20 protein-coding genes are annotated in these 19,815 nt (G+C 37.3%); all 20 read left to right on the top strand.

Annotated elements, in window-relative coordinates; genetic code table 11:
* The first annotated feature begins 123 nt into the window (after positions 1 to 123).
* Entirely contained in the window at positions 124 to 690 is a 567-nt protein-coding gene (locus VCHSUH04_RS03700; protein WP_105085401.1) for a hypothetical protein, read from the top strand.
* A gap of 8 nt (positions 691 to 698) precedes the next feature.
* Positions 699 to 1,211, top strand: a complete 513-nt coding sequence (locus VCHSUH04_RS03705) for a biotin transporter BioY (RefSeq protein ID WP_105085402.1) — start codon at positions 699 to 701, stop codon at positions 1,209 to 1,211.
* A gap of 66 nt (positions 1,212 to 1,277) precedes the next feature.
* Complete coding sequence (locus VCHSUH04_RS03710; protein WP_105085403.1) at positions 1,278 to 2,384, top strand: thiolase family protein; 1,107 nt, start codon at positions 1,278 to 1,280, stop codon at positions 2,382 to 2,384.
* A gap of 1 nt (position 2,385) precedes the next feature.
* Positions 2,386 to 3,681 carry an AMP-binding protein gene (locus tag VCHSUH04_RS03715; RefSeq protein WP_105085404.1) on the top strand — a complete coding sequence of 432 codons (1,296 nt, stop codon included), beginning with the start codon at positions 2,386 to 2,388 and terminating at the stop codon, positions 3,679 to 3,681.
* Between the two features lie 27 nt (positions 3,682 to 3,708).
* Positions 3,709 to 4,707, top strand: coding sequence for a nucleoid-associated protein (locus VCHSUH04_RS03720; RefSeq protein ID WP_105085405.1), 999 nt, complete (start codon positions 3,709 to 3,711; stop codon positions 4,705 to 4,707).
* Positions 4,708 to 4,793: 86 nt separating this feature from the next.
* Positions 4,794 to 5,285: a Cys-tRNA(Pro) deacylase gene (gene ybaK, locus VCHSUH04_RS03725; RefSeq protein WP_105085406.1), complete on the top strand. Its 492-nt coding sequence runs from the start codon at positions 4,794 to 4,796 to the stop codon at positions 5,283 to 5,285.
* A 9-nt stretch (positions 5,286 to 5,294) separates the two neighbouring features.
* Positions 5,295 to 6,020: a viroplasmin family protein gene (locus tag VCHSUH04_RS03730; RefSeq protein WP_105085407.1), complete on the top strand. Its 726-nt coding sequence runs from the start codon at positions 5,295 to 5,297 to the stop codon at positions 6,018 to 6,020.
* 20 nt (positions 6,021 to 6,040) lie between these two features.
* Positions 6,041 to 6,964 (top strand): NAD-dependent epimerase/dehydratase family protein, encoded by a 924-nt coding sequence (locus VCHSUH04_RS03735; protein WP_105085408.1) that lies wholly within the window; start codon positions 6,041 to 6,043, stop codon positions 6,962 to 6,964.
* A gap of 20 nt (positions 6,965 to 6,984) precedes the next feature.
* Entirely contained in the window at positions 6,985 to 7,263 is a 279-nt protein-coding gene (locus VCHSUH04_RS03740; protein WP_105085409.1) for a DUF1294 domain-containing protein, read from the top strand.
* A gap of 84 nt (positions 7,264 to 7,347) precedes the next feature.
* Positions 7,348 to 8,784, top strand: coding sequence for a glucose-6-phosphate isomerase (locus VCHSUH04_RS03745; RefSeq protein ID WP_105085410.1), 1,437 nt, complete (start codon positions 7,348 to 7,350; stop codon positions 8,782 to 8,784).
* Positions 8,785 to 8,793: 9 nt separating this feature from the next.
* Positions 8,794 to 9,783 carry a UDP-glucose 4-epimerase GalE gene (gene galE, locus VCHSUH04_RS03750; RefSeq protein WP_105085411.1) on the top strand — a complete coding sequence of 330 codons (990 nt, stop codon included), beginning with the start codon at positions 8,794 to 8,796 and terminating at the stop codon, positions 9,781 to 9,783.
* Positions 9,784 to 9,911: 128 nt separating this feature from the next.
* A complete protein-coding gene (locus VCHSUH04_RS03755; RefSeq protein WP_105085412.1) occupies positions 9,912 to 10,706 on the top strand; it encodes a hypothetical protein in 795 nt (264 codons plus the stop codon).
* Positions 10,688 to 12,025, top strand: coding sequence for a type II secretion system protein GspD (locus VCHSUH04_RS03760; protein WP_105085413.1), 1,338 nt, complete (start codon positions 10,688 to 10,690; stop codon positions 12,023 to 12,025). Before VCHSUH04_RS03755 ends, VCHSUH04_RS03760 begins: the two co-directional genes overlap by 19 nt.
* 28 nt (positions 12,026 to 12,053) lie before the next feature.
* Positions 12,054 to 13,973, top strand: coding sequence for an ABC-F family ATP-binding cassette domain-containing protein (locus VCHSUH04_RS03765; protein ID WP_105085414.1), 1,920 nt, complete (start codon positions 12,054 to 12,056; stop codon positions 13,971 to 13,973).
* A 109-nt stretch (positions 13,974 to 14,082) separates the two neighbouring features.
* Entirely contained in the window at positions 14,083 to 15,231 is a 1,149-nt protein-coding gene (locus VCHSUH04_RS03770; RefSeq protein WP_105085415.1) for an ABC transporter substrate-binding protein, read from the top strand.
* A gap of 17 nt (positions 15,232 to 15,248) precedes the next feature.
* Positions 15,249 to 16,130, top strand: a complete 882-nt coding sequence (locus tag VCHSUH04_RS03775; RefSeq protein ID WP_105085416.1) for a branched-chain amino acid ABC transporter permease — start codon at positions 15,249 to 15,251, stop codon at positions 16,128 to 16,130.
* On the top strand, positions 16,130 to 17,143 hold the full coding sequence (locus tag VCHSUH04_RS03780) for a branched-chain amino acid ABC transporter permease (protein WP_105085417.1): 1,014 nt from the start codon (positions 16,130 to 16,132) through the stop codon (positions 17,141 to 17,143). The genes VCHSUH04_RS03775 and VCHSUH04_RS03780 overlap by 1 nt, the downstream gene beginning before the upstream one ends.
* 11 nt (positions 17,144 to 17,154) lie before the next feature.
* Positions 17,155 to 17,916: an ABC transporter ATP-binding protein gene (locus VCHSUH04_RS03785; RefSeq protein WP_105085418.1), complete on the top strand. Its 762-nt coding sequence runs from the start codon at positions 17,155 to 17,157 to the stop codon at positions 17,914 to 17,916.
* Between the two features lies 1 nt (position 17,917).
* Positions 17,918 to 18,628 carry an ABC transporter ATP-binding protein gene (locus VCHSUH04_RS03790; protein ID WP_105085419.1) on the top strand — a complete coding sequence of 237 codons (711 nt, stop codon included), beginning with the start codon at positions 17,918 to 17,920 and terminating at the stop codon, positions 18,626 to 18,628.
* A 420-nt stretch (positions 18,629 to 19,048) separates the two neighbouring features.
* On the top strand, positions 19,049 to 19,792 hold the full coding sequence (locus VCHSUH04_RS03795; protein WP_105085420.1) for a polysaccharide biosynthesis/export family protein: 744 nt from the start codon (positions 19,049 to 19,051) through the stop codon (positions 19,790 to 19,792).
* Positions 19,793 to 19,815 lie beyond the last annotated feature (23 nt).

Raw genomic sequence — 19,815 nt, forward strand, 5'->3', positions numbered from 1 at the left:
TACATTTAGCTAATATAGATATATTATTTTATATTTGTTAACAAATGGATAATGACTTTTGTTGACGAATGAAAAGATGTTGATTATAATCAATTTATTGAATAAATAAAGGACTGTGATTATATGAGAACATTATTTAAAGCATTATGTAATAATGACTTAGATCTACCAGGACATAGTGTTATTAAGCATATGCATTATGATGCTTCAGGAAGTGATCAATCTATCTGTGGTATTTTATATCAAATCGCTAAAACTACTACAATTGGTATTCTAGATAAATCAGGTTTTTTAATAGTTGATTTACGACCGGTGCCGAGACAATTTAGCATTCGCACTACCGTACATCATGATGAAATTAGTGGCGCTATATCGTTCTCTAAGAATGATATAGTACAATTTGTAAATGATATTAATGATACGAATCCAATTCATCGAGAGGACCCTTACGTTGTACCTGGGTGCATGATTCTTGAAACATTGTGGAATTATTGGAATATTAGTAAATCTGCGCTGCAAATGGCGATTTACTTTCATGCCCCTGTCATTGCAGGGGATATGGTGACCTTAGTGGAAGTCCCTGAGGATGCTCATGTAGAAGGATATGTAGGTGACACATTAGCATTTTCTGCTACTTTTTTTGGTGAAAATGAAGATTCTACATCTTTGAAACAAAAATTTATTAGTTAGAGGTAATTATGGAATCAAGACGTTTAACAAAAATGGCTTTATTGACAGCCTTATTATGTATTTCAGCTTATATTTCGTTCCCATTGCCATTTAGTCCGGCAATGGTAACGGCATTGACTTTGGTGGCGACATTAACAGGCTTATTATTGCAACCAAAGGATGCTTTTATAGTATTTGTCGTGTATGTTCTGCTAGGCGCGGTTGGTCTACCTGTATTCGTTGGTGGCACAGCTGGTCTTGGTAAATTATTGGGACCTACGGGGGGATTTATCTTCTCTTGGCCAATAGCATATACTTTACTAAGTGTATTTAAAGGGCCTAAAAAGAGCTTTTTCTCTTATGCATGGCGCTCTCTTGTAATTACAATTCCTGTAGTATACCTATTTGGTGTGGCAGGCTTTATGATTGTTACCAAAACAGAACTTTGGGCGGCGTTGCCTGTAGTTATGTTCCCATTTATTCCTGGGGATATCGTAAAATGTCTCGTTGCATCCTGGCTAGCAACTAAAATTAAAATTTAGCATGTAATAATGAAAAGAGGCATTCCTTAGAGTGCCTCTTTTGTGCATTTTGTTATAGGAGCTTATATGTCAGTATATATTCATGGTGGGCTTAGAAGCCCTATAGGCGTGTTAAACAGCCAATATAAAAATACAAGACCTGAGATATTGGGTGCACAATTGATTAATGAGTTAATTAAAGGATATAAAATTAACTCTGTAGATGGTATTTTTTGTGGTAATGCAGTTGGTACAGGTGGAAATATTGGACGATTAATGGGTTTAATGTCTAATTTATCGGTATCGACGCCTGCTGTAACAATTGATATGCAATGCGCATCAGCATTGATGAGTATTGAAATGGCTTATACACATATTGCGTCAGGAGTGATGAATTCTGCTATTGCTGGTGGCATTGAAAGCTCTTCATTACAACCAGACCGAATCTATGCAACTGGAGATAATCGAGACGGTTTATATAAGGTGGCTCAATTTACTCCTCAAGATCGGTCTCCTTTAGCTATGTTAGAAGGGGCAGAAAGAACCATCCATAAGCACAATATAACTAAGGAAGAGTTGTATCCATATATTATTGGAAGTCATCAGAGAGCTACTAAAGCTTTAGACAATTCATTTTTGCAATCTTATATAATGCCTTTTTCTATAGATGGAAAAGAGTGTGTAGACGAATGTATTAGGCCAAAGATGAATGAAAAACTATTATCACGTATGAAGCCTTTATTAGGACCTAATTCCATTACAAATGCAGGCAATGCTTGTTTAACTCATGATGGCGCGGCTTTTGTATACGTATCTAATGAAAAAGGGCCCTTTAGAATTCATAGTATTATGCCTTGGGCGGGAAATCCTCAGTTTAGTCCAGAAGGAGCTTTAGAAAGCACAGAAGCGATTTTAAAACGCACTGGTCTAACGATGGATGATATTGATGTAGTAGAGTGGAACGAAGCCTTTGCTATCATTGATGTTCTCTTCAATAAGGCCTATCCTAAGCATTTAGAAAAATATAATAAATTGGGTGGTGCCTTAGCGTATGGACATCCTTATGGCTGTTCTGGTGCTATATTAGCTCTTCATTGTATGGCTGCTTTAGAATCTTGTAATGGTCGCTATGGTTTGTGTGCTATTGCCGGTGCAGGCGGTACAGGAACTGCTTTGATTATGGAACGAATGTAAAATGACAATTATTGAACGGTTACGACAATATAAAGACTTAAAGCCTCATAAGGTTGCTCTTATTGTAGATGATACACAGTATACATATGGTGAATTGTATGATGCTATTCTTTCAATAGATCTTGATGATACTAGTGGTATCGTACATCTTACTCAAGTTAAAGAAACATTAAAAAATAAAGTTCTTTTAATTCAGAGTCAATCCTTTTTAGAACAACTTGTACAATGGTTAGGTGCATTGTATAGATGTTACATTCCTATGGTATGCCATAATGAAATGGATACTGAGTATATAGACGAATTAGCTCATATTATAGCTGATGAAGGCGTGTTACCATTAACTGATTTTGGTGTACTTACATCAGGTACTACGGGGCGTCCTAAACCGTTGTGGAGAAAAGAGGAATCGTGGCGAGAGTTTTTTGATATCCAAAATGATATTTTTCATATAAACAAAGATACAAAAATATTCTTACATGGAAGCTTTAGTTTCACCGGTGTTAGTAATATGGTTATCGGTGTGCTGTGGGCTGGTGGAACAGTGATTACAACGAGTACATTACGTCCAAATCGATGGATACAGCTTATTAAGAAATATCATGTGGACCATATATATGCATTACCTACAAAATTACGATTATTAGTACGTCATTGCAAAAGTATACTAGACTCTATTAACTATATCATCGCAGGATCTCAAGTATTGGATCGACAGTTGATGAAACAGCTAGAACTAATATGTCCAAACATGGAGTTTATTCTCTATTATGGTGCATCTGAGCTTAATTATATAACTTATTGTACAGGTAAAGAGTGGTTAGATAGAGAAGGTACTGTGGGAAGACCGTTTCCATCTGTTAAAATTGCAGAGCAGAACGGCGTTATTTATGTGACCATAAAGTATCATATTGAAGGTATTCCCGATACATATACGGTAAATGATTGTGGCTATATTGATAGCGATGGGTATCTCATGTTTAATGGGCGCCAAGGTGATGTCATCAATAAAGGAGGTTATAAAATTTCTATTCCTGAAATGGAATCGTATTTACAATCCTTACAGGGCGTTTCTGAAGTCGCTGTTATTACGATTAATGATGATATACGCGGGGAAGATTTTGTTGCTTATGTAGTATTAGAGGATAATGCTGAATTAAGTGAAATTATAAAACGGATTTATCATGAAAGACCTTCTGTAGAGTGGCCAAAAACAATGTTACAGATTCCTATGTTACCCCTTACAGAATGTTCAAAAGTTGATAAACGAAAGCTAAAAGAGTGGTATAATAAAGGGTAATCGTTTTTTCTATAAAAAGGAGGCATCATGCAGATTAATAAGGCTGCGCTAGAGATTTTTGACTTTACGTCCTCTTTAGCCGTATATTCTGAACATGAACTAAAGGTTGGCGATCAAGCTATACAAGATTATATTGCTAATCATGTAGCTAAGGCTTTCAAAGATCCAGGCGCTAGAACAGGTACCTTACATGATGCAAGTCCATTTGGTAAACAGCTGGTGGAATATAAAAAGGGAGACCTCAAGTTTATAGATTTATCTAAGAATTTAGGTGAAAGCTTGTTTACCTATATGAAACAAGCAACGGACTCCGTAGTTATCGATACGATTATTTGTGAAGCTGTTATAGATACGACTTATATTTGTATTCTTTTGTGCCAAGCTCATGATGCTTTTACACATCAACTATTTAGTGAAGATGATGGCAGCTTAGCCACAGAACTTGTTTCTCATAAGGCTGTGTTGCCTATGCCATCACAGAAATTGCGAGCTTTTGCATCTATTAATCTACTTGATTTTAGTGTTCGCATTTTTGAACCTAAAGGTGAATTTGATGGTGAAGTATCCTATATTTTAGCCGATAAGGTATTACAATTAGGTACTAATCAGTCCTCCCGAGATACAGTGAAAAAGGTAAAAGCTATTGTAGATAAGGTGGCTCAAGCGCATGAGTCTGATGGCGTCGTTGAATTGACGACGGCAAAGTCTATGATTGCTAAAAATGCTGAAGTATCTGATACAGTTGATCCTGTTCGTATTGTGGAAGAGGTATTTAAGGCGAATCCGATTCAACAAGAGGCGGCTAAGAAAGAATTAGCTGATGCAGATATGATGCGGCCATTACCTGTAAACCGTGAGTTTGCCACGAAGGTCGGTGAGCATCACAAAATTAAAACTGACACGGGAATCGAAATTTCATTTCCTGTAGAATATATGAAAAATCGCGAGTTTATTGAAATTAAAACTAATGATGATGGAACTTTACGCATTGAATTGAAAAATATTAATAAAATTGTAAATAAATAAGAATAAGGCTATTTCTATTGATATATAGAAATTTATTATATATTGATAAGATTTATTTGTTACGCTAATATATAAGGTGGAATATAGTGAGTAAAGAGAAACATAAAAAAACAAACGCATTACGTATTTTAGACACCCATAAGGTTCCTTATAGTATTAGTGAATATGAGTGGTCTGAAGAGCGGGCAGCTGGTCTTCATGTAGTGGACGTATTAGGGCTTGATGAAAAACAAGTTTTTAAAACATTAGTTGGTAAGGGTGACAAAACAGGATATGTAGTATTTTGCATTCCTGTTGCAGCTGAATTAGATATGAAACAAGCTGCTCGTGTCAGTCATAATAAGTCTGTAGAGCTTGTTCATGTCAAGGACCTGCTAGGTATTACTGGCTATCTACGAGGAGGATGTTCTCCAGTGGGAATGAAAAAATTATTTCCCACATATTTTGATGCTACTATGGAGCCTCAAGATTTTGTATATGTAAGTGCTGGTCTCCGAGGGATGCAAATGAAGGTAAATCCAAAAGATTTGGCATCTGTTGTAAATGCTGAATTTATAGCACTTACAATGGATCATTAAGAGGTACGTATGGCAAAAAAGTATTATGCAGTTCGTCAGGGTCGTGTACCAGGTGTATATACCACATGGGCTGACTGTGAGAAGCAGGTAAAGGGCTTTGGTGGAGCTATCTACAAGTCTTTTCTTACGGAAGCAGAAGCTCTTGCTTTTGTGAAGGACTCAGGCTCATCCTTAAGCGACTTTATGAGTGCTAATAAGAGCGAACCTAAATCATCTCAAGACGTGAAGTCTAAATCGATAAGTTCTAGATCAGTAAAATCTAGTTCTAAGGCTCAAAATAAAGTATCAACAAGTGTTGTGAAACCAGATTTTACTCACCGAAATCATGTAGTTGCTTATATTGATGGTAGTTATAATAAAGGAACTAATACTGTTGGAGCTGGTGGTGTTATCTTCTTGAATGGGAATAGGGAGACCTTTTCATTTCCATCTACTGATGAACGATATACATCATTTTGGAATGTAGCTGGTGAGTTATTAGCTGCTATGTATGTTATGAAATATGCTGTTGATCGCGGCGTTTCTGAATGTTCACTTTATTATGACTATATGGGCATTGAAATGTGGGCTACGAAGGGTTGGAAACGGAATAATGCGCTTACTCAACAGTACGCAGCATTTTATGACTCCATAAAAGACCGTGTGCGCGTACACTTTCACAAGGTAGCTGCTCATACGGGCGATACATATAATGAAATGGCCGATGCACTAGCTAAACAAGGTGCAGGTATTTAGAAAAAAGAAGGGAGGGTACTATGAATATATGTGTTACAGGTGGGGCTGGATTTATTGGCTCTCATCTCGTTGATCGATTAATTGAATTAGGGCACAATGTGCTTGTTATAGATAATTTATCTACTGGTATGCGTTCTTTTGTACATGAAGCAGCTCAATTTATTGAGATGGATGTACGAGATCCAAAGCTAGTATCTATTTTTGAAGAGTTTAAGCCCTCTATTGTATTCCATGAGGCAGCGCAAACTATGGTTCAATCCTCTATGGAGAACCCTAGTTATGACTGTGATGTGAATCTATTGGGTCTTATTAATGTTTTAGATGCATGTCGTCAGGTGAAGGTTGAACAATTCTTAATGCCTTCGTCCGCTGCTGTTTATGGGGATTTAGCAGTATTACCGTTAACTGAGGAATTAAGTGGTATGCCTTCTTCCTTTTACGGACTAACAAAGCTTACTGCAGAAGGGTATTTACGTATTTATCGTGAAGCCTTTGGATTAAATACAGTGTGCTTTAGATATGCCAATGTATATGGACCACGTCAAGGTGATGGTGGTGAAGGTGGCGTTATCAGTGTCTTTAACCGTTTAATCGTTGAAGGTCAGCCTTTAACCGTATACGGTGATGGGGAACAAACTAGAGACTTCATTTATGTAGATGATGTGGTAGATGCTAATATTAAGGCTATGAGGAATAGTCAATGTACAGGTATTTATAATGTATCTACCAATAAGGGAACATCTGTTAATGAGTTGATTACGCGATTCCGCGCTATTAGTGGTGCAGACTTTATGGTGCACTATGAGGCTGAGCGGGTTGGGGATATCAAGCATTCTCGTTTAAGCAATGTCAAGGCGGAACGCGATTTTGGATTTGTAGCGTCTACAACATTAGATGAAGGCTTACAAAAAACATTAGAGTATTTTAAAGCTCATCATAAGTAAGGGATACAAGGTTTGGGGCTATGAGTGATACACAATTTTGGGTAACTGTAGGTGTCTGGAATCTTATCGTATTTAGTATGTATGGATATGATAAATTATGTGCCATCAAGGGATATGAACGAATTTCAGAGTTTACTTTATTATTTTTAGCATTTGCCTTTGGTGGTGTAGGTGCTTTATTAGGCATGGTTCTGTGGCGCCATAAGACATTAAAGGTTAAATTTAAGCTAGCTATCCCTATCGCATTGTTGTGGTCTGTTTATGCAGTGGGTTTTGGCTATGGTTTGTGGGTGAAATGATTGTATAAACTAATATTTTATTCATTGTTTTATGGTATAATGAGTAGAATATTGTACATAAAATGTCAGTAAAGGAGATATTTGATGTTGCGGTTACAATCGGGGTTCGAGTTAGATTACGCTAACATATATAATGAAAGTTGCATACAAGAACGAGACGTAAATAACTTTGAGCGTGCTATACAAAATGTTTGGCGTCATACAAATATTTTGCGTTCTACAGGCTTTGAAGAAGGACATGTTTCTAAGGATGGCTTGCCTGAACCGGTATTGTTTTACCAACTTCCTTATATTTCAGAAGATGGTATCAATACACCTGCAATGTTGAAACGACTTTATGAACTACGGGACTATGCTCGCCATAATATTGATACAGTTGTATCTGTAGGTATTGGTGGCTCTTACTTAGGGAGTAAGGTTATTTTTGATGTCCAATGTGGGGCGTTTTGGAATAATCTCAGTACGGAAGAACGAAACGGATATCCACGGATGTACTTTGCAGGCTTTAATGTAGATGGCGACTATTTAGCTGGTCTTATTCGAACTTTAGAGTACCAAGCTCAGACAAAAGGATCAGACTATAAGGTGATGCTCGTTATTACATCTAAGTCAGGTTCTACCATCGAGCCAATGGCTAACTTTATGATTTTGGAAAAAGCTTTACAAGATCGTAATATAAATTATGAAGTGGTAGCTGTTACCGATATGTCTGATGATGAACATCCTACAGTTTTACGCTCTATGGCAATAGAGAATCATTGGAAGACCTATAGTATTCCTTATGGTGTAGGTGGTCGTTTCTCTGTATTTACTGAAGTAGGTTTTGTTACAGCTGCTCTCGTAGGATTTGATATTGAAGGTTTCTTGGCAGGTGCAGCTTCAATGGATGCGGCCTGTCAAGAAGAGGATATTTTTAAAAATCCTGCTTTATTAAGTGCTTTACTAAAATATATTGCATCTGAACGGTACGGTCGTATTATTGAGGTGTTTATGCCTTATGGTGAAGCTCTTCACTCCTTATCTGATTGGTATGTACAACTATTATCCGAATCTTTAGGGAAGATGAGTAATACTTGCTTACCATATGGTCGTACGCCGGTTGCTGCAGTAGGGACTATGGATATGCATGCTCAAGTACAAGAGCATCAAGAGGGCCGTCTTAATAAGGTGGTTCAATTTATTAAGGTTAAGGATTGGAAACATAATCTCGTAGTGCCTAATACACATAGTCAATATGAAAGATTACAAGCACTTGGAAATGTAGGTATTTGTGATATTTTAAATATTGCCTTAGATGCCAATAGAGAGGCCTTATCCAGTGATAATCGCTTCAACATGACTATAACTGTACCAACGCTTAATGCATTCCATTTAGGGGAAATTATGTTTATGCATTGTTGGGCCGTTTATTTCGAGTCTATTTTTGCTGGTGTTGATGCCTTTGACCAACCAGGTGTTGAGGTCTATAAACGTCTCATCGGGCCTAAATTAGCTCGTGCAAAGGATACACATAATTCATAAGGGGGAACTATGAATATTTTAGTAACAGGTGGTGCTGGTTATATTGGGAGTCATACTGTACGTGCCTTACAACAAGCAGGTTATACACCAATCATTGTAGATAATTTATCTCGCGGACATGTGGAATCTATTCCTGAAGGGGTTACATTCTACAATATGGATATTGCAGATCCTAAGTTAGTCGATATTATGAAAGACCATAATATCATTGGTGTTATGCATTTTGCAGCCCACTCTCAAGTTGGAGAATCCATGGTAAACCCAGCTATTTATTATGAAAATAATGTGGTCGGTTCGTATCACCTTATTGAATCTGCTCGTGCTGCAGGTGTGAAGCATTTCGTATTCTCTAGTACGGCGGCAGTATATGGTGAGCCTGAGGTGGTACCAATTCGAGAGGATGCTCAATTGCATCCAACAAATGTATATGGTCGCACTAAATTGATGATTGAAGAAATGCTATCTGATTATAGTTCTATTTATGGTTCTACATACGTAGCATTACGTTACTTCAATGCGGCAGGTGCCGATCCATCTGGTACGATTGGGGAAGACCATCATCCAGAAACTCATTTGATTCCCCTTGTGCTCGATGCAGCTCGTGGTAAAAGAGAACATATAACTGTATTTGGTACTGACTATGATACAGCTGATGGTACATGTGTGCGGGACTATATTCATGTTAATGATTTAGCAGCTGCTCATGTACTAGCTATGGACTATTTGCGTAAAGGTGGCGAATCCCAAGTATTTAATCTTGGTAGTGGTAATGGCTTCTCCGTAAAAGAAATTATCGAAACTGCAAAAGCGGTTACAGGTATCGATATTCCTGTTCAATATGGCGAACGTCGTGCTGGTGACCCAGGTACTTTGATTGCTTCTTCTGAAAAAATCAAAAACTTACTTGGTTGGGATCCTAAATTCAGCAATGTAGCTGATGTTATCAAAGATGCTTGGAAATGGCATACATCTCATCCAGAGGGTTTTAATAGTAAATAAATGAGCACGAATCGCTTTGATTTGTCAATATAATGAATGACTCTATTAGTCACCTAGGTGACTGGTAGAGTCATTTTTTTGTAGGGTTTTAAAAGGGTCTCCTAGAAATAGTTTGAAGGAGGTGAATTATGAACTTACAAAACTATATAGAACAGCTTAAAGATTGGGTTTGTAGACAATGTTTTCTTGTACGACACTATAGAATTGCAATTTTTATTTTTTTTATACTTGCTTTAGCAATGATAGGAGTAGGAGTTTTTTATCCCCATGAAGAGGAACATATCAATATTAATTCAGCTCAATTAAAGGATAGTGTTGATAATCAAAGAAAGGTAGATACAAAAGAGCAATCGCAAAGGAAATCTAATAAAAATAGAAATTATAATGGGAAATCTAGTAAAGAAGGAGTAGATATTAAGGCTGTACATGATGAGAAAGACGACTTTATTGTTAAAGGACACTTACTATATGATGTGAGCGGTGTAGAACGGTCTCATCCTTGGCGAGAGGTCTTTAAAGATATTTCTAGTACCGATGTATTAAGTCAAAATAATGACACTAAAGATGTGGATAACGAATTAGCTAACGAGTTGGATATCATTAGCAATGATGGAATATCCCTTAGTAATAGTAAAGAAATACGTAATAAAAGAACTACGCAGCGACAAATGGGGAATAAGAATAAAACTATAAAAACGGATAGAAAGAGTACAGGTTTGAATGGCAATATGAACCCAGAACAACCGCTTGAACTTGTGGGAATTATTGAAGGCAATCAAAAGGTTGCTATTTTACGAAGAGGCTTAGAGGAACAAATGGTTACGATTGGAAGTAGTTGGCAAGGGATATCAGTATCTGCTATTACTGAAAATAGTGTAGAAATCGTTGAAGGAGGTTCATTACGATGGCTAAAAATCGAGTAATCATAAAAATAGTTACACTAATAGCTGTACTGACATATTTATTTTTAGTAGGACCATTAGTTGTGTTAGGAAATACTAAAGAAGAAATGTCAACAAATAATTTAAGAAATAATGTAACAAATAGTGTAAGCAATAATGAAAATAATAGTGAAAGTAATAGTGTAATCAATAATGAAAATAATAGTGAAAGTAATAGTGTAATCAATAGCGTTGATATTAATAAAGATAAAGAACCAATTACAATATCTGTACGGAACGGATCATTAAGAGAGACCGTATTAGGCATTTGTCGAAGTTATGGTATATCTGTTATCGGTGTAGAGTCATTAAAGGGAAATATTACGGCCACCGTAAAAGGGGAGTCTCCAGAAGAGGTTATTCAAGAGCTGGGGCGGATATATCATTTTTCTGTATCAAAGCAACATAATACATTACTGATTGAATCTGATGAGTCGGCACTGGAGAACAGAGAACTTTATGTATTATCCCCAGAACACTTACCAGCAGAATCATTGAAAATAGTAATGGGCACCGTAGTAAAGAATGATAAAATGGCCGTACTTTCAGAACAAAATGAGGTTATTATGCATTTAACGAGTGGTGAAAAACGGCGGGTAGAAACCTTAGTCCGTGCTATCGATAAGGAGCCTAAACAAGTGCAATTAGAAGCTACAATTATTGCTATGGAGCAATCGTACGCAAAAGAGCAAGGCTTTCGCTGGTCTTGGCTTAGTTTGACTGGTCATGGTGATGATAAGACTAATTCCTATGGAGCCGTTACCTTTGGTAAAACACCTAGTGGAGAAGCTTATAAGTTTTTTGTAAAGCCAGAACTAAGTCTTATGGAAAGTTCTGGAAAAGCTGTTCTAATAGCTAAACCATCTATTATGGCCCTTAATGGTGAGACGGCACATATATTAATAGGTGAACGTATCCCCGTTATAGAAGAGTCGGAGGTGAATGGAGAGCGCAAACGATCTACTCGCTATGAAGAGGTGGGGATTAAGTTAAACTATACTCCTATTATTACTGCTGATGGCGGTGTGGATGCAAAAATACATGCCGAGGTAAGTACACCAATTATGGTATCGGAAATGAAAGCTTATAAAATTAGTACAAGGCAGGCTCATACTAGAGTACGTTTACAACAAGGCGAAGTACTCGTCATAGGGGGACTCATGGATAATCGAGACCAGCATCAAATACAAAAGGTACCAATATTAGGCGATATTCCATTATTGGGCAAATTATTTAGGCATAGCAGAAAAACAAAAGACTCTATAGAAATGTTGATGTTAGTACGGGCAACTGTGGTATAATAAAGGGTAAATGATTAGGAGGTTGTGAATGGAACGCATTCGAATGATAGGCCTTGGAAAATCATTTGGGGTGCGCCAAGTATTTTCCAATGTGTCTTTTGAGATAAAAGAAGGTGATCGACTCGCCTTGGTAGGGCCTAATGGGGCGGGTAAATCGACCTTATTAAAATGCATATTAGGCTATGAGGATCTTGATGAAGGTAATGTAGTTAAGTCGCCTGTTGCAAGTATTGGTTACTTGCAACAAGATGTAAATCTTGGTGACGATAGTTTGGCTACTGAGATTGAAAAGGCTTGGGCTGATGTTCATGCATTGGAAGAACAACTTAAAGAACTTACGAGCCGCTTAGAAACTGAAGAGGCTAGTGAAGCTGATTTACAACGCTTAGATTATTTACAAAATCGTCTAGAATGGCTTGGTGGTTATGACTATGAGCAAAAGACAAAGCGTATTGTATATGGTTTAGGTTTTACTGATGAAGACCTAGACAAACCTGCTAATGCCTTTTCTGGTGGTCAAAAGACGCGCATTAACTTAGCAAAGGCCTTAGTTCGTCGGCCAGATTTTCTATTCTTGGACGAACCGACAAACCATTTAGATATGGATATGCTCGAGTGGCTTGAAGGGTACTTATCCGCCTATCCGGGTGGCATTCTCATCGTCAGTCATGACCGCTATTTCTTAGACCGTATCGTCACTGGTGTCGTGGAGCTAGATAATCATAAGGCTACAACGTATCGTGGCAACTACAGTCGTTATATTCAACAACGTGATGAACGGTTGAAGGCTGATATGGTGGCTTATGAGAAGCAACAAGAATACATCAAGAAAACAGAGGCTTATATAGATAAATACCGCGCAGGTATTAAATCTAAGATGGCTCGTGGTCGTCAGTCTCAATTGAATCGTTTAGAACGACTTGATGCACCGGTAACTTCACATCATTTACAATTTTCCTTCCCACCAGCGGCTATGAGTGCCGATAAGGTTCTAGTCTTAGAACACTTAGCTGTAGGGTATGGTCAAAGTCGCATCATTGATGATATATCTCTCGTTGTTCGCCGCGGTGAGTCTGTGGCTCTTATCGGACCTAATGGAGCAGGTAAATCGACTCTAGTAAAAACTATAGTAGGTGAATTATTCCCTGAATCTGGTCATGTAGATATTGGCAATCGCGTACAAGTAGGTTACTTCTCGCAAGAGCATGAAGAATTACATGATTCTTGGCAGGTTGTAGAAGAGGTTATGAACCACTTTAACTACACTGAAGATAAAGCCCGCAATGTATTAGGTTCGTTCCTATTTAAAGGGGATGATGTATTTAAGTTGGTAGGAGACTTATCCGGTGGTGAGAGAGCTAGGTTAGCATTGTTAAAATTATTCCTTCAAGGTGATAATTTCCTTATCTTAGACGAACCGACAAACCATTTAGATATTCCAACTCGGGAAATTGTAGAACAAGCATTACAACAATTTGAAGGTACTTGCTTCATTATTTCTCATGATAGATATTTCTTGGATCAAGTTTCTACAAAAACAGTAGTTCTAGATGATGGAAAAATTACTGAGTATCTCGGTAATTACTCATACTACAAGGAAAAGCTGAAAGAGAAAGAAGACTTATTGGCGTTAGCTAATGAGCAGAACTTAGAAGCTGATAAGGTTGAGAGCAAATCTGGTTCAGCCGATGAGCCAGTACTTTCAGTATCAGAATCTACAGAGGGAAATCAGAAGAAACCGAACGCTTATATGGTGGAAAAGCAATTAGCTGAGGTGGAATCTGAAATCGCTCGATTAGAAGCGACTATGAAAATGTATGAAATTCAATTAGCTAATCCTGTAGTACAGCAAGATTTAGATGAAATGTCCAAAATTTCCATACAAATTGAATCAACACAAAGTGAGTTAGATGCATTGTATGAAAAATGGGAACGATTATCTGAATAACTTATAATAGTATATATTATTATAGAGTTATTTTAATTGACAAAGGATTAAAAACTCTAATAATATAGATATAGATTTAAAGTTTTATGTTTCAAAGGAAGGGTGTAGCATGAATAAATCCATGTTAAAAAAAGCAGCCATTTTTGGTCTTGCTGGTGTAATGGCAGTTGCTGCTGGTTGTGGCAGTAATAAAGATGCAGGTAATGCAAATAGCAATGAAGCTAAAATTGCATTGTTAACAACAACAACTGGTGGTGCAGCAGCATATGGTGAATCCATTAAAGCTGGTGCAGAATTGGCAGTAAGCGAAATCAACGCTGATGCAAATGCTGTGAAAATCAACTTATTAGTAGAAGATACTAAAGGTGATAAAAACGAAGCTATCAATGCAATGAATAAAGTAATTTCTAAAGATAAAGTTGTAGCTGTTATTGGCCCAATGTTATCTGGCGAAATGATGGCAGCAGGTCCTGTAGCAAACAAAAGCAAAATCGTAGCTCTTGGTACATCTACAACAGCTGAAGGTATTACAGATATCGGCGATTACATTTTCCGTAATGCTGTACCAGAATCCTTGGCAGTAGATACTGCAATTAAAGAAGCACATAAAGTTTTAGGCTTCAAAACTGCAGCTATTATGTACTCCAACAACAATGACCAAATGGTATCTGTAAATAATACAGCTCGTAAAGCATTGGAAGCTGAAGGTGTACAAATCGTTGATACTGAAACATTTGCAGACAAAGATACAGACTTCTCTGCACAATTAACTAAGATTCAACAAGCAAAACCTGATGTAATTGTAGTTGCTTCTCTATACCAAGAAGGCGCATTGATCATGAAAAAAATGCGTGAAATGGGTATGAATCAACCAGTAATTGGTTCTAATGGTTTCAATAGCCCTGAATTCATTAAAATTGCAGGTGCTGCAGCGGATGGCGTTATCGTAGGTACACCTTGGTTCCCTAACAAAGACGATCAAAAGGTAAAAGACTTCCGTAAAGCTTACAAAGATAAATATGGTAAAGAACCAGACCAATTTGCAGCGCAAGCGTACGATGCAGTTTACTTGTATGAAGCAGCATTGAAAAAATCTGGCTCCACTACAGATCGTGAAAAATTCCGTGAAGCATTGAAAAATATTGCAGACTTCGTTGGTGTAACAGGTCAATTCAAATTCAACGAAAAACGTGACCCTTCCATGGAAGTTCAAGTTTTACAAATTAAAAACGGTCAATTTGACGCATTAAAAAAATAAAAAGTTGAGGTAGTATAGTGTTTTTACAACAATTAGTTAACGGGTTAACCCTCGGTAGCTTATATGCTGTACTCGCTATTGGCTTAACACTTGTGTTTGGCGTTTTAAATATCATCAACATGGCACACGGAGGCATCTTTATGATAGGTGCCTTCGTTGGTCTTTTTATGGTAACTGTTTTTGACGTTAACATTTTTGTAGCCCTTATCGTAGCTATGGCTGTCGGTGCTATCCTCGGTTATCTATTAGAATTTGTGGCGCTTCGTCCACTACGTAAGAAAAAGGTGTCTCACTTGGCACCACTTATTAGTACCATTGGTGTTTCTATTTTTCTTGAAAGTTTGGCATTATTGCTTTGGGGCCCTCAAACAAGATCTTTCCCACCAGACTATATTGGTGGCCTAATCGACTTTGGAGTTTTCAAAATTTCCATGGTACAAATTATTGGTTTAGGTGTTTCTGTTGTTTTAATGCTAATTCTTAATATAGTTATTAAGAAAACTAAAATTGGTAAGGCTATTCGTGCCGTATCTATGAGCACAGAAACAGCGGCTCTCTTGGGCATTAATCCAACAATGATTATTTCTGTTACCGTTATGATTGCATCTGCCTTGGGTGCAGCAGCAGGTGTATTGGTAGGCTTGTCCTTTAATGCTATTGAGCCTACTATGGGTGTTATTATTGGATTTAAAGGCCTTGCTGTACTTATCTTAGGTGGTCTTGGTAATATTACAGGCGCCATGGTTGGTGGTTTTATTTTAGGTGTAGCAGAAATCTTCTCTGTTGCATATGGGGCCTCTACATTCCGTGACGCGGTGGCCTTTGGCCTCATTATCTTATTATTATTCTGGCGCCCACAAGGCTTGTTTGGTTCTAAAGATAAAGGGGGTAGACCTTAATGGATTTATTAAACCCGTATTATCTACAGATCGTGATGTTCTTCATCATCAATGCCATCATGGGTATTTCTATTTACTTCACACTTGCAAGTGGTCAGCTTTCTTTAGGGGCTGCTGGTTTTATGAGTGTTGGTGCATACGTAGGGGCTATCCTTTCTTTGAAAGCTGATTTGCCTATTGTTCTAGGCATTATTATTGGTGGCCTAGTTGCTAGCCTTGTAGCCGTTATTATCGGCTTACCAACAACACGTCTTCGCGGTTTATATCTTGCCATTGCTACTCTTGGTTTTGGTGAAGTTGTGCGTGTTATTTTCTTGAATTTGGATATTACTAATGGTGCGTTAGGCCTTTCTGGTATTCCATCTATTCCTCAAGAATTAACAAATTTAGCCTATGAACTTGATATCGATGGTTTAATGGGCATCGATGCTGTTGCATGGGGCAACTTAATGGCTATTATTATTTTGCTAATCATTTTAGTATTGATTATTGCCTTCTGTGTACGCATTAATAATAGTCGTGTTGGTCGTGCCTTTGCAGCGATTAAGGCGGATGATCATGCAGCAGAATTAATGGGGATTAACGTTGTATACTATAAGATGATGGCTTTTATCATTGGTGCTTTCATTGCCGGTATTGGCGGTGGTTTGTATGCTCATATTACAAACTTTATCAATCCTACAGACTTTAGCTATCACAAGGTAGTACAAATCTTATTATTCCCTGTATTTGGTGGTTCTAATGTAGTATGGGGCTCCGTTTTAGGTTCCTTTATTCTTACATTATTACCAGAAGTATTACGCTTCTTATCCGATTATCGGGACATTATCTACGGTGCATTACTAGTTATTTTGATGGCAGTTCGCCCGGATGGTATTTTAACCGAATCTATGGTAGACAAAATTAGTCGTAAGTTAGGCTTTAAAAAGGCTCCATATATTCCTGAATCACAAGTATTAACAGAACGTTTTGAAGCGTATAAACGTAAACAACAAGAAGAAAAACAAGGATAGGAGGGAACTGAATGCTATTAGAATTAAATGACGTAAGTAAAAGCTTTGGTGGCGTTGCAGCTCTCACCGGTGTATCCTTTGGCGTTAAACAAGGTGAAGTGTTTGGTGTTATCGGTCCAAATGGTGCCGGTAAGACTACTCTCTTTAACTTGATTACTGGTGTATTCCCTGTAAGTTCTGGCGAAATCGTTTTTGACGGTATGTCTGTAGTAGGTATTAAGCCTCATAGAACTGTTGAAATGGGGATTGCTCGTACGTTCCAAAATATTCGTCTTTTTGGTAATATGACAGCTCTTGAAACTGTATTAACCGGCATGCATTGTCGTACTGGGTCTGGATTCTTGTCTAGTTTCTTAAAGACAAAACGTCAACGCATCGAAGAAGAGCGTTGTCGTGGTATTGCGTATGAGTTTTTAAAACTTGTAGGTCTTGAAGAAGATGCTGAAGAGGTAGCTACATCATTGCCATATGGTAAGCAACGTCGCCTTGAAATAGCTCGTGCTTTAGCAACACATCCACAATTAATTTTGCTCGACGAACCTGCAGCGGGGATGAATGATAGTGAAACTGAAGTTCTTCGCCAACTAATTGGTAAGATTCGTGATTTAGGTATTACTGTTGTAGTTATTGAACATGCCATGGAATTAATGATGAACATCTGTGATCGTATGGTTGTTCTTAATTTTGGTAAGAAAATTGCTGAAGGTACACCTCAAGAAATTCAAAATAACGAGGCTGTAATTGAAGCATACTTAGGTAAAGAGGAGGTGTAATATGTTAAAGCTAGAAAACATCGTGGCTGGTTATGGACATATTACAGCCTTAAAAGATATTAGTTTAGAAGTACCACAAGGTTCCATTGTATCTTTGATCGGCGCTAATGGGGCCGGCAAGTCTACTACGATGAAGACTATAATGGGCCTTGTAAAGCCTACATCTGGAAAAGTATTGTTTGAAGGTCAAGATATTACTGGTCATAAAACACATCAAATTGTACATGGCGGTATTTCTTTAGTTCCTGAAGGTCGTCAAATCCTTCAAGATATGACCGTTTATGAAAACTTAGAAATGGGCGCTTATATTCGCAATGATAAGGAAATCGAAGAGGATATCAAAAAAGTATTTAAACGCTTTCCAATTCTTGATGAACGTAGTTATCAATTAGGTGGTACACTATCTGGTGGTCAACAGCAAATGTTGGCTATTGGTCGCGCCCTTATGGCACGTCCAAAATTGTTATTATTGGATGAACCATCTATGGGTCTTGCACCATTAGTAGTAAACGAAATCTTTGAAACTATCAAAGAGATTAGTGCTGAAGGAACTACTGTTCTCTTGGTAGAACAAAATGTACGACAAGCATTAAAAATAGCTGATTATGCGTATGTATTGGAAACAGGTAAGATGGTATTATCTGGTCCTGCTGACGAAGTACGTCATGATCCTCGCGTTATGGAAGCATATTTAGGCGGTCGTGTTGAATAATTAATACTTTAAGTCGATAGACTTATCTAAAATTTTTAATAAGGTGTATATACTAGAAAACTAGTATATACACCTTATTTTTTTGTTTAATCAATAAAATTGATGAGAATTTGATGATTTTATGAATCGGCCATGAATTGAGTTTATATATTTTTTATTTATATATCTAAATTTAATGAAAAAAATCGAGTGAAATATGAGTGAAATGCGTAAAAAAATACACATAATAAAATGGTAAAAACCTTATATTTACGCGATTTATTCTTAAAGGTTTAATGAAGTTAGCTCAGAACGGGCTGTGTTTATGGAAGAAAGTTTAAAATAATGATAAAATAACTTAACCGATTTTTTAGGATTAATAATTCTAAAAAAATAAAGTGTTGTATTGAGTGAGTTGAATGTAAATCAAAGAGGTAAAATATGAATAAAAAACAGTATATGATGATGGCCGCATTCTTATGTGCCACAACAACATCCATGGCTGCACCTGTTAATGTAACAGCTGAACAGTCTTACAATTCTGAAGTATTACAAACTGAAGGACACGCACCACTAGAAACTAGTGCATCTGTAGTGAGTTCTGATAAGGTGTATCGTCTACGACAAGGTGATGAACTAACTATTCAAGTTGTACAACAACCAGATCTTGGTACACGTAATGGTAACGATATTATGTACACTGTTCGTCCTGACGGATATGTATCATTCCCTATGGTGGGACCGGTAAAAGCAGATGGTTTAACCGTCGATGAGTTCACCGCCCAATTACAGCAAGGTTTAGCTCGGTACATTATTAATCCGGAAATTACTGTAAATGTTACAAAACTCGGAGGAGTTCGGGTGTACGTATTCGGTGAGATTAATAAGCCTGGTGCTTATACATTGACTAAGTCTAGTACTGTTATTGATGCGATTGGTGCTGCTGGTAGCTTTAACTGGGATACAGCTAAAAAGAAAATTTACTTAATTCATCAAGACAATCCTGAAAAACCAATTCCTATTAATTTAAATCGCATGTTACAAACTGGAGATATGTCCGAAAACTATATTATGCGAGAAGGGGATGTTCTTTACTTGACTAAAAATAGTCGTATTAACTTTGCTCGTGATATTGCTCCAATTTTGACTGGTGCATACATGGTATCACGTATCGGTAAGGATTAAGGATAGGGTTTATCTCACATATA

The sequence above is a fragment of the Veillonella sp. T14073-2 genome, assembly GCF_002959875.1.
Taxonomy (GTDB): domain Bacteria; phylum Bacillota; class Negativicutes; order Veillonellales; family Veillonellaceae; genus Veillonella; species Veillonella infantium.

What these genes read in the sequence shown, in the direction of transcription:
- VCHSUH04_RS03735 (WP_105085408.1), top strand. Translation starts at nt 6,041, where the DNA reads ATGAATATATGTGTTACAGGTGGGGCTGGATTTATTGGCTCTCATCTC.
- VCHSUH04_RS03745 (WP_105085410.1), top strand. Translation starts at nt 7,348, where the DNA reads ATGTTGCGGTTACAATCGGGGTTCGAGTTAGATTACGCTAACATATAT.
- VCHSUH04_RS03730 (WP_105085407.1), top strand. Translation starts at nt 5,295, where the DNA reads ATGGCAAAAAAGTATTATGCAGTTCGTCAGGGTCGTGTACCAGGTGTA.
- VCHSUH04_RS03705 (WP_105085402.1), top strand. Translation starts at nt 699, where the DNA reads ATGGAATCAAGACGTTTAACAAAAATGGCTTTATTGACAGCCTTATTA.
- VCHSUH04_RS03740 (WP_105085409.1), top strand. Translation starts at nt 6,985, where the DNA reads ATGAGTGATACACAATTTTGGGTAACTGTAGGTGTCTGGAATCTTATC.
- VCHSUH04_RS03770 (WP_105085415.1), top strand. Translation starts at nt 14,083, where the DNA reads ATGAATAAATCCATGTTAAAAAAAGCAGCCATTTTTGGTCTTGCTGGT.
- VCHSUH04_RS03780 (WP_105085417.1), top strand. Translation starts at nt 16,130, where the DNA reads ATGGATTTATTAAACCCGTATTATCTACAGATCGTGATGTTCTTCATC.
- VCHSUH04_RS03720 (WP_105085405.1), top strand. Translation starts at nt 3,709, where the DNA reads ATGCAGATTAATAAGGCTGCGCTAGAGATTTTTGACTTTACGTCCTCT.
- VCHSUH04_RS03710 (WP_105085403.1), top strand. Translation starts at nt 1,278, where the DNA reads ATGTCAGTATATATTCATGGTGGGCTTAGAAGCCCTATAGGCGTGTTA.
- VCHSUH04_RS03760 (WP_105085413.1), top strand. Translation starts at nt 10,688, where the DNA reads ATGGCTAAAAATCGAGTAATCATAAAAATAGTTACACTAATAGCTGTA.
- VCHSUH04_RS03785 (WP_105085418.1), top strand. Translation starts at nt 17,155, where the DNA reads ATGCTATTAGAATTAAATGACGTAAGTAAAAGCTTTGGTGGCGTTGCA.
- VCHSUH04_RS03700 (WP_105085401.1), top strand. Translation starts at nt 124, where the DNA reads ATGAGAACATTATTTAAAGCATTATGTAATAATGACTTAGATCTACCA.
- VCHSUH04_RS03790 (WP_105085419.1), top strand. Translation starts at nt 17,918, where the DNA reads ATGTTAAAGCTAGAAAACATCGTGGCTGGTTATGGACATATTACAGCC.
- VCHSUH04_RS03715 (WP_105085404.1), top strand. Translation starts at nt 2,386, where the DNA reads ATGACAATTATTGAACGGTTACGACAATATAAAGACTTAAAGCCTCAT.
- VCHSUH04_RS03795 (WP_105085420.1), top strand. Translation starts at nt 19,049, where the DNA reads ATGAATAAAAAACAGTATATGATGATGGCCGCATTCTTATGTGCCACA.
- VCHSUH04_RS03765 (WP_105085414.1), top strand. Translation starts at nt 12,054, where the DNA reads ATGGAACGCATTCGAATGATAGGCCTTGGAAAATCATTTGGGGTGCGC.
- galE (WP_105085411.1), top strand. Translation starts at nt 8,794, where the DNA reads ATGAATATTTTAGTAACAGGTGGTGCTGGTTATATTGGGAGTCATACT.
- VCHSUH04_RS03755 (WP_105085412.1), top strand. Translation starts at nt 9,912, where the DNA reads ATGAACTTACAAAACTATATAGAACAGCTTAAAGATTGGGTTTGTAGA.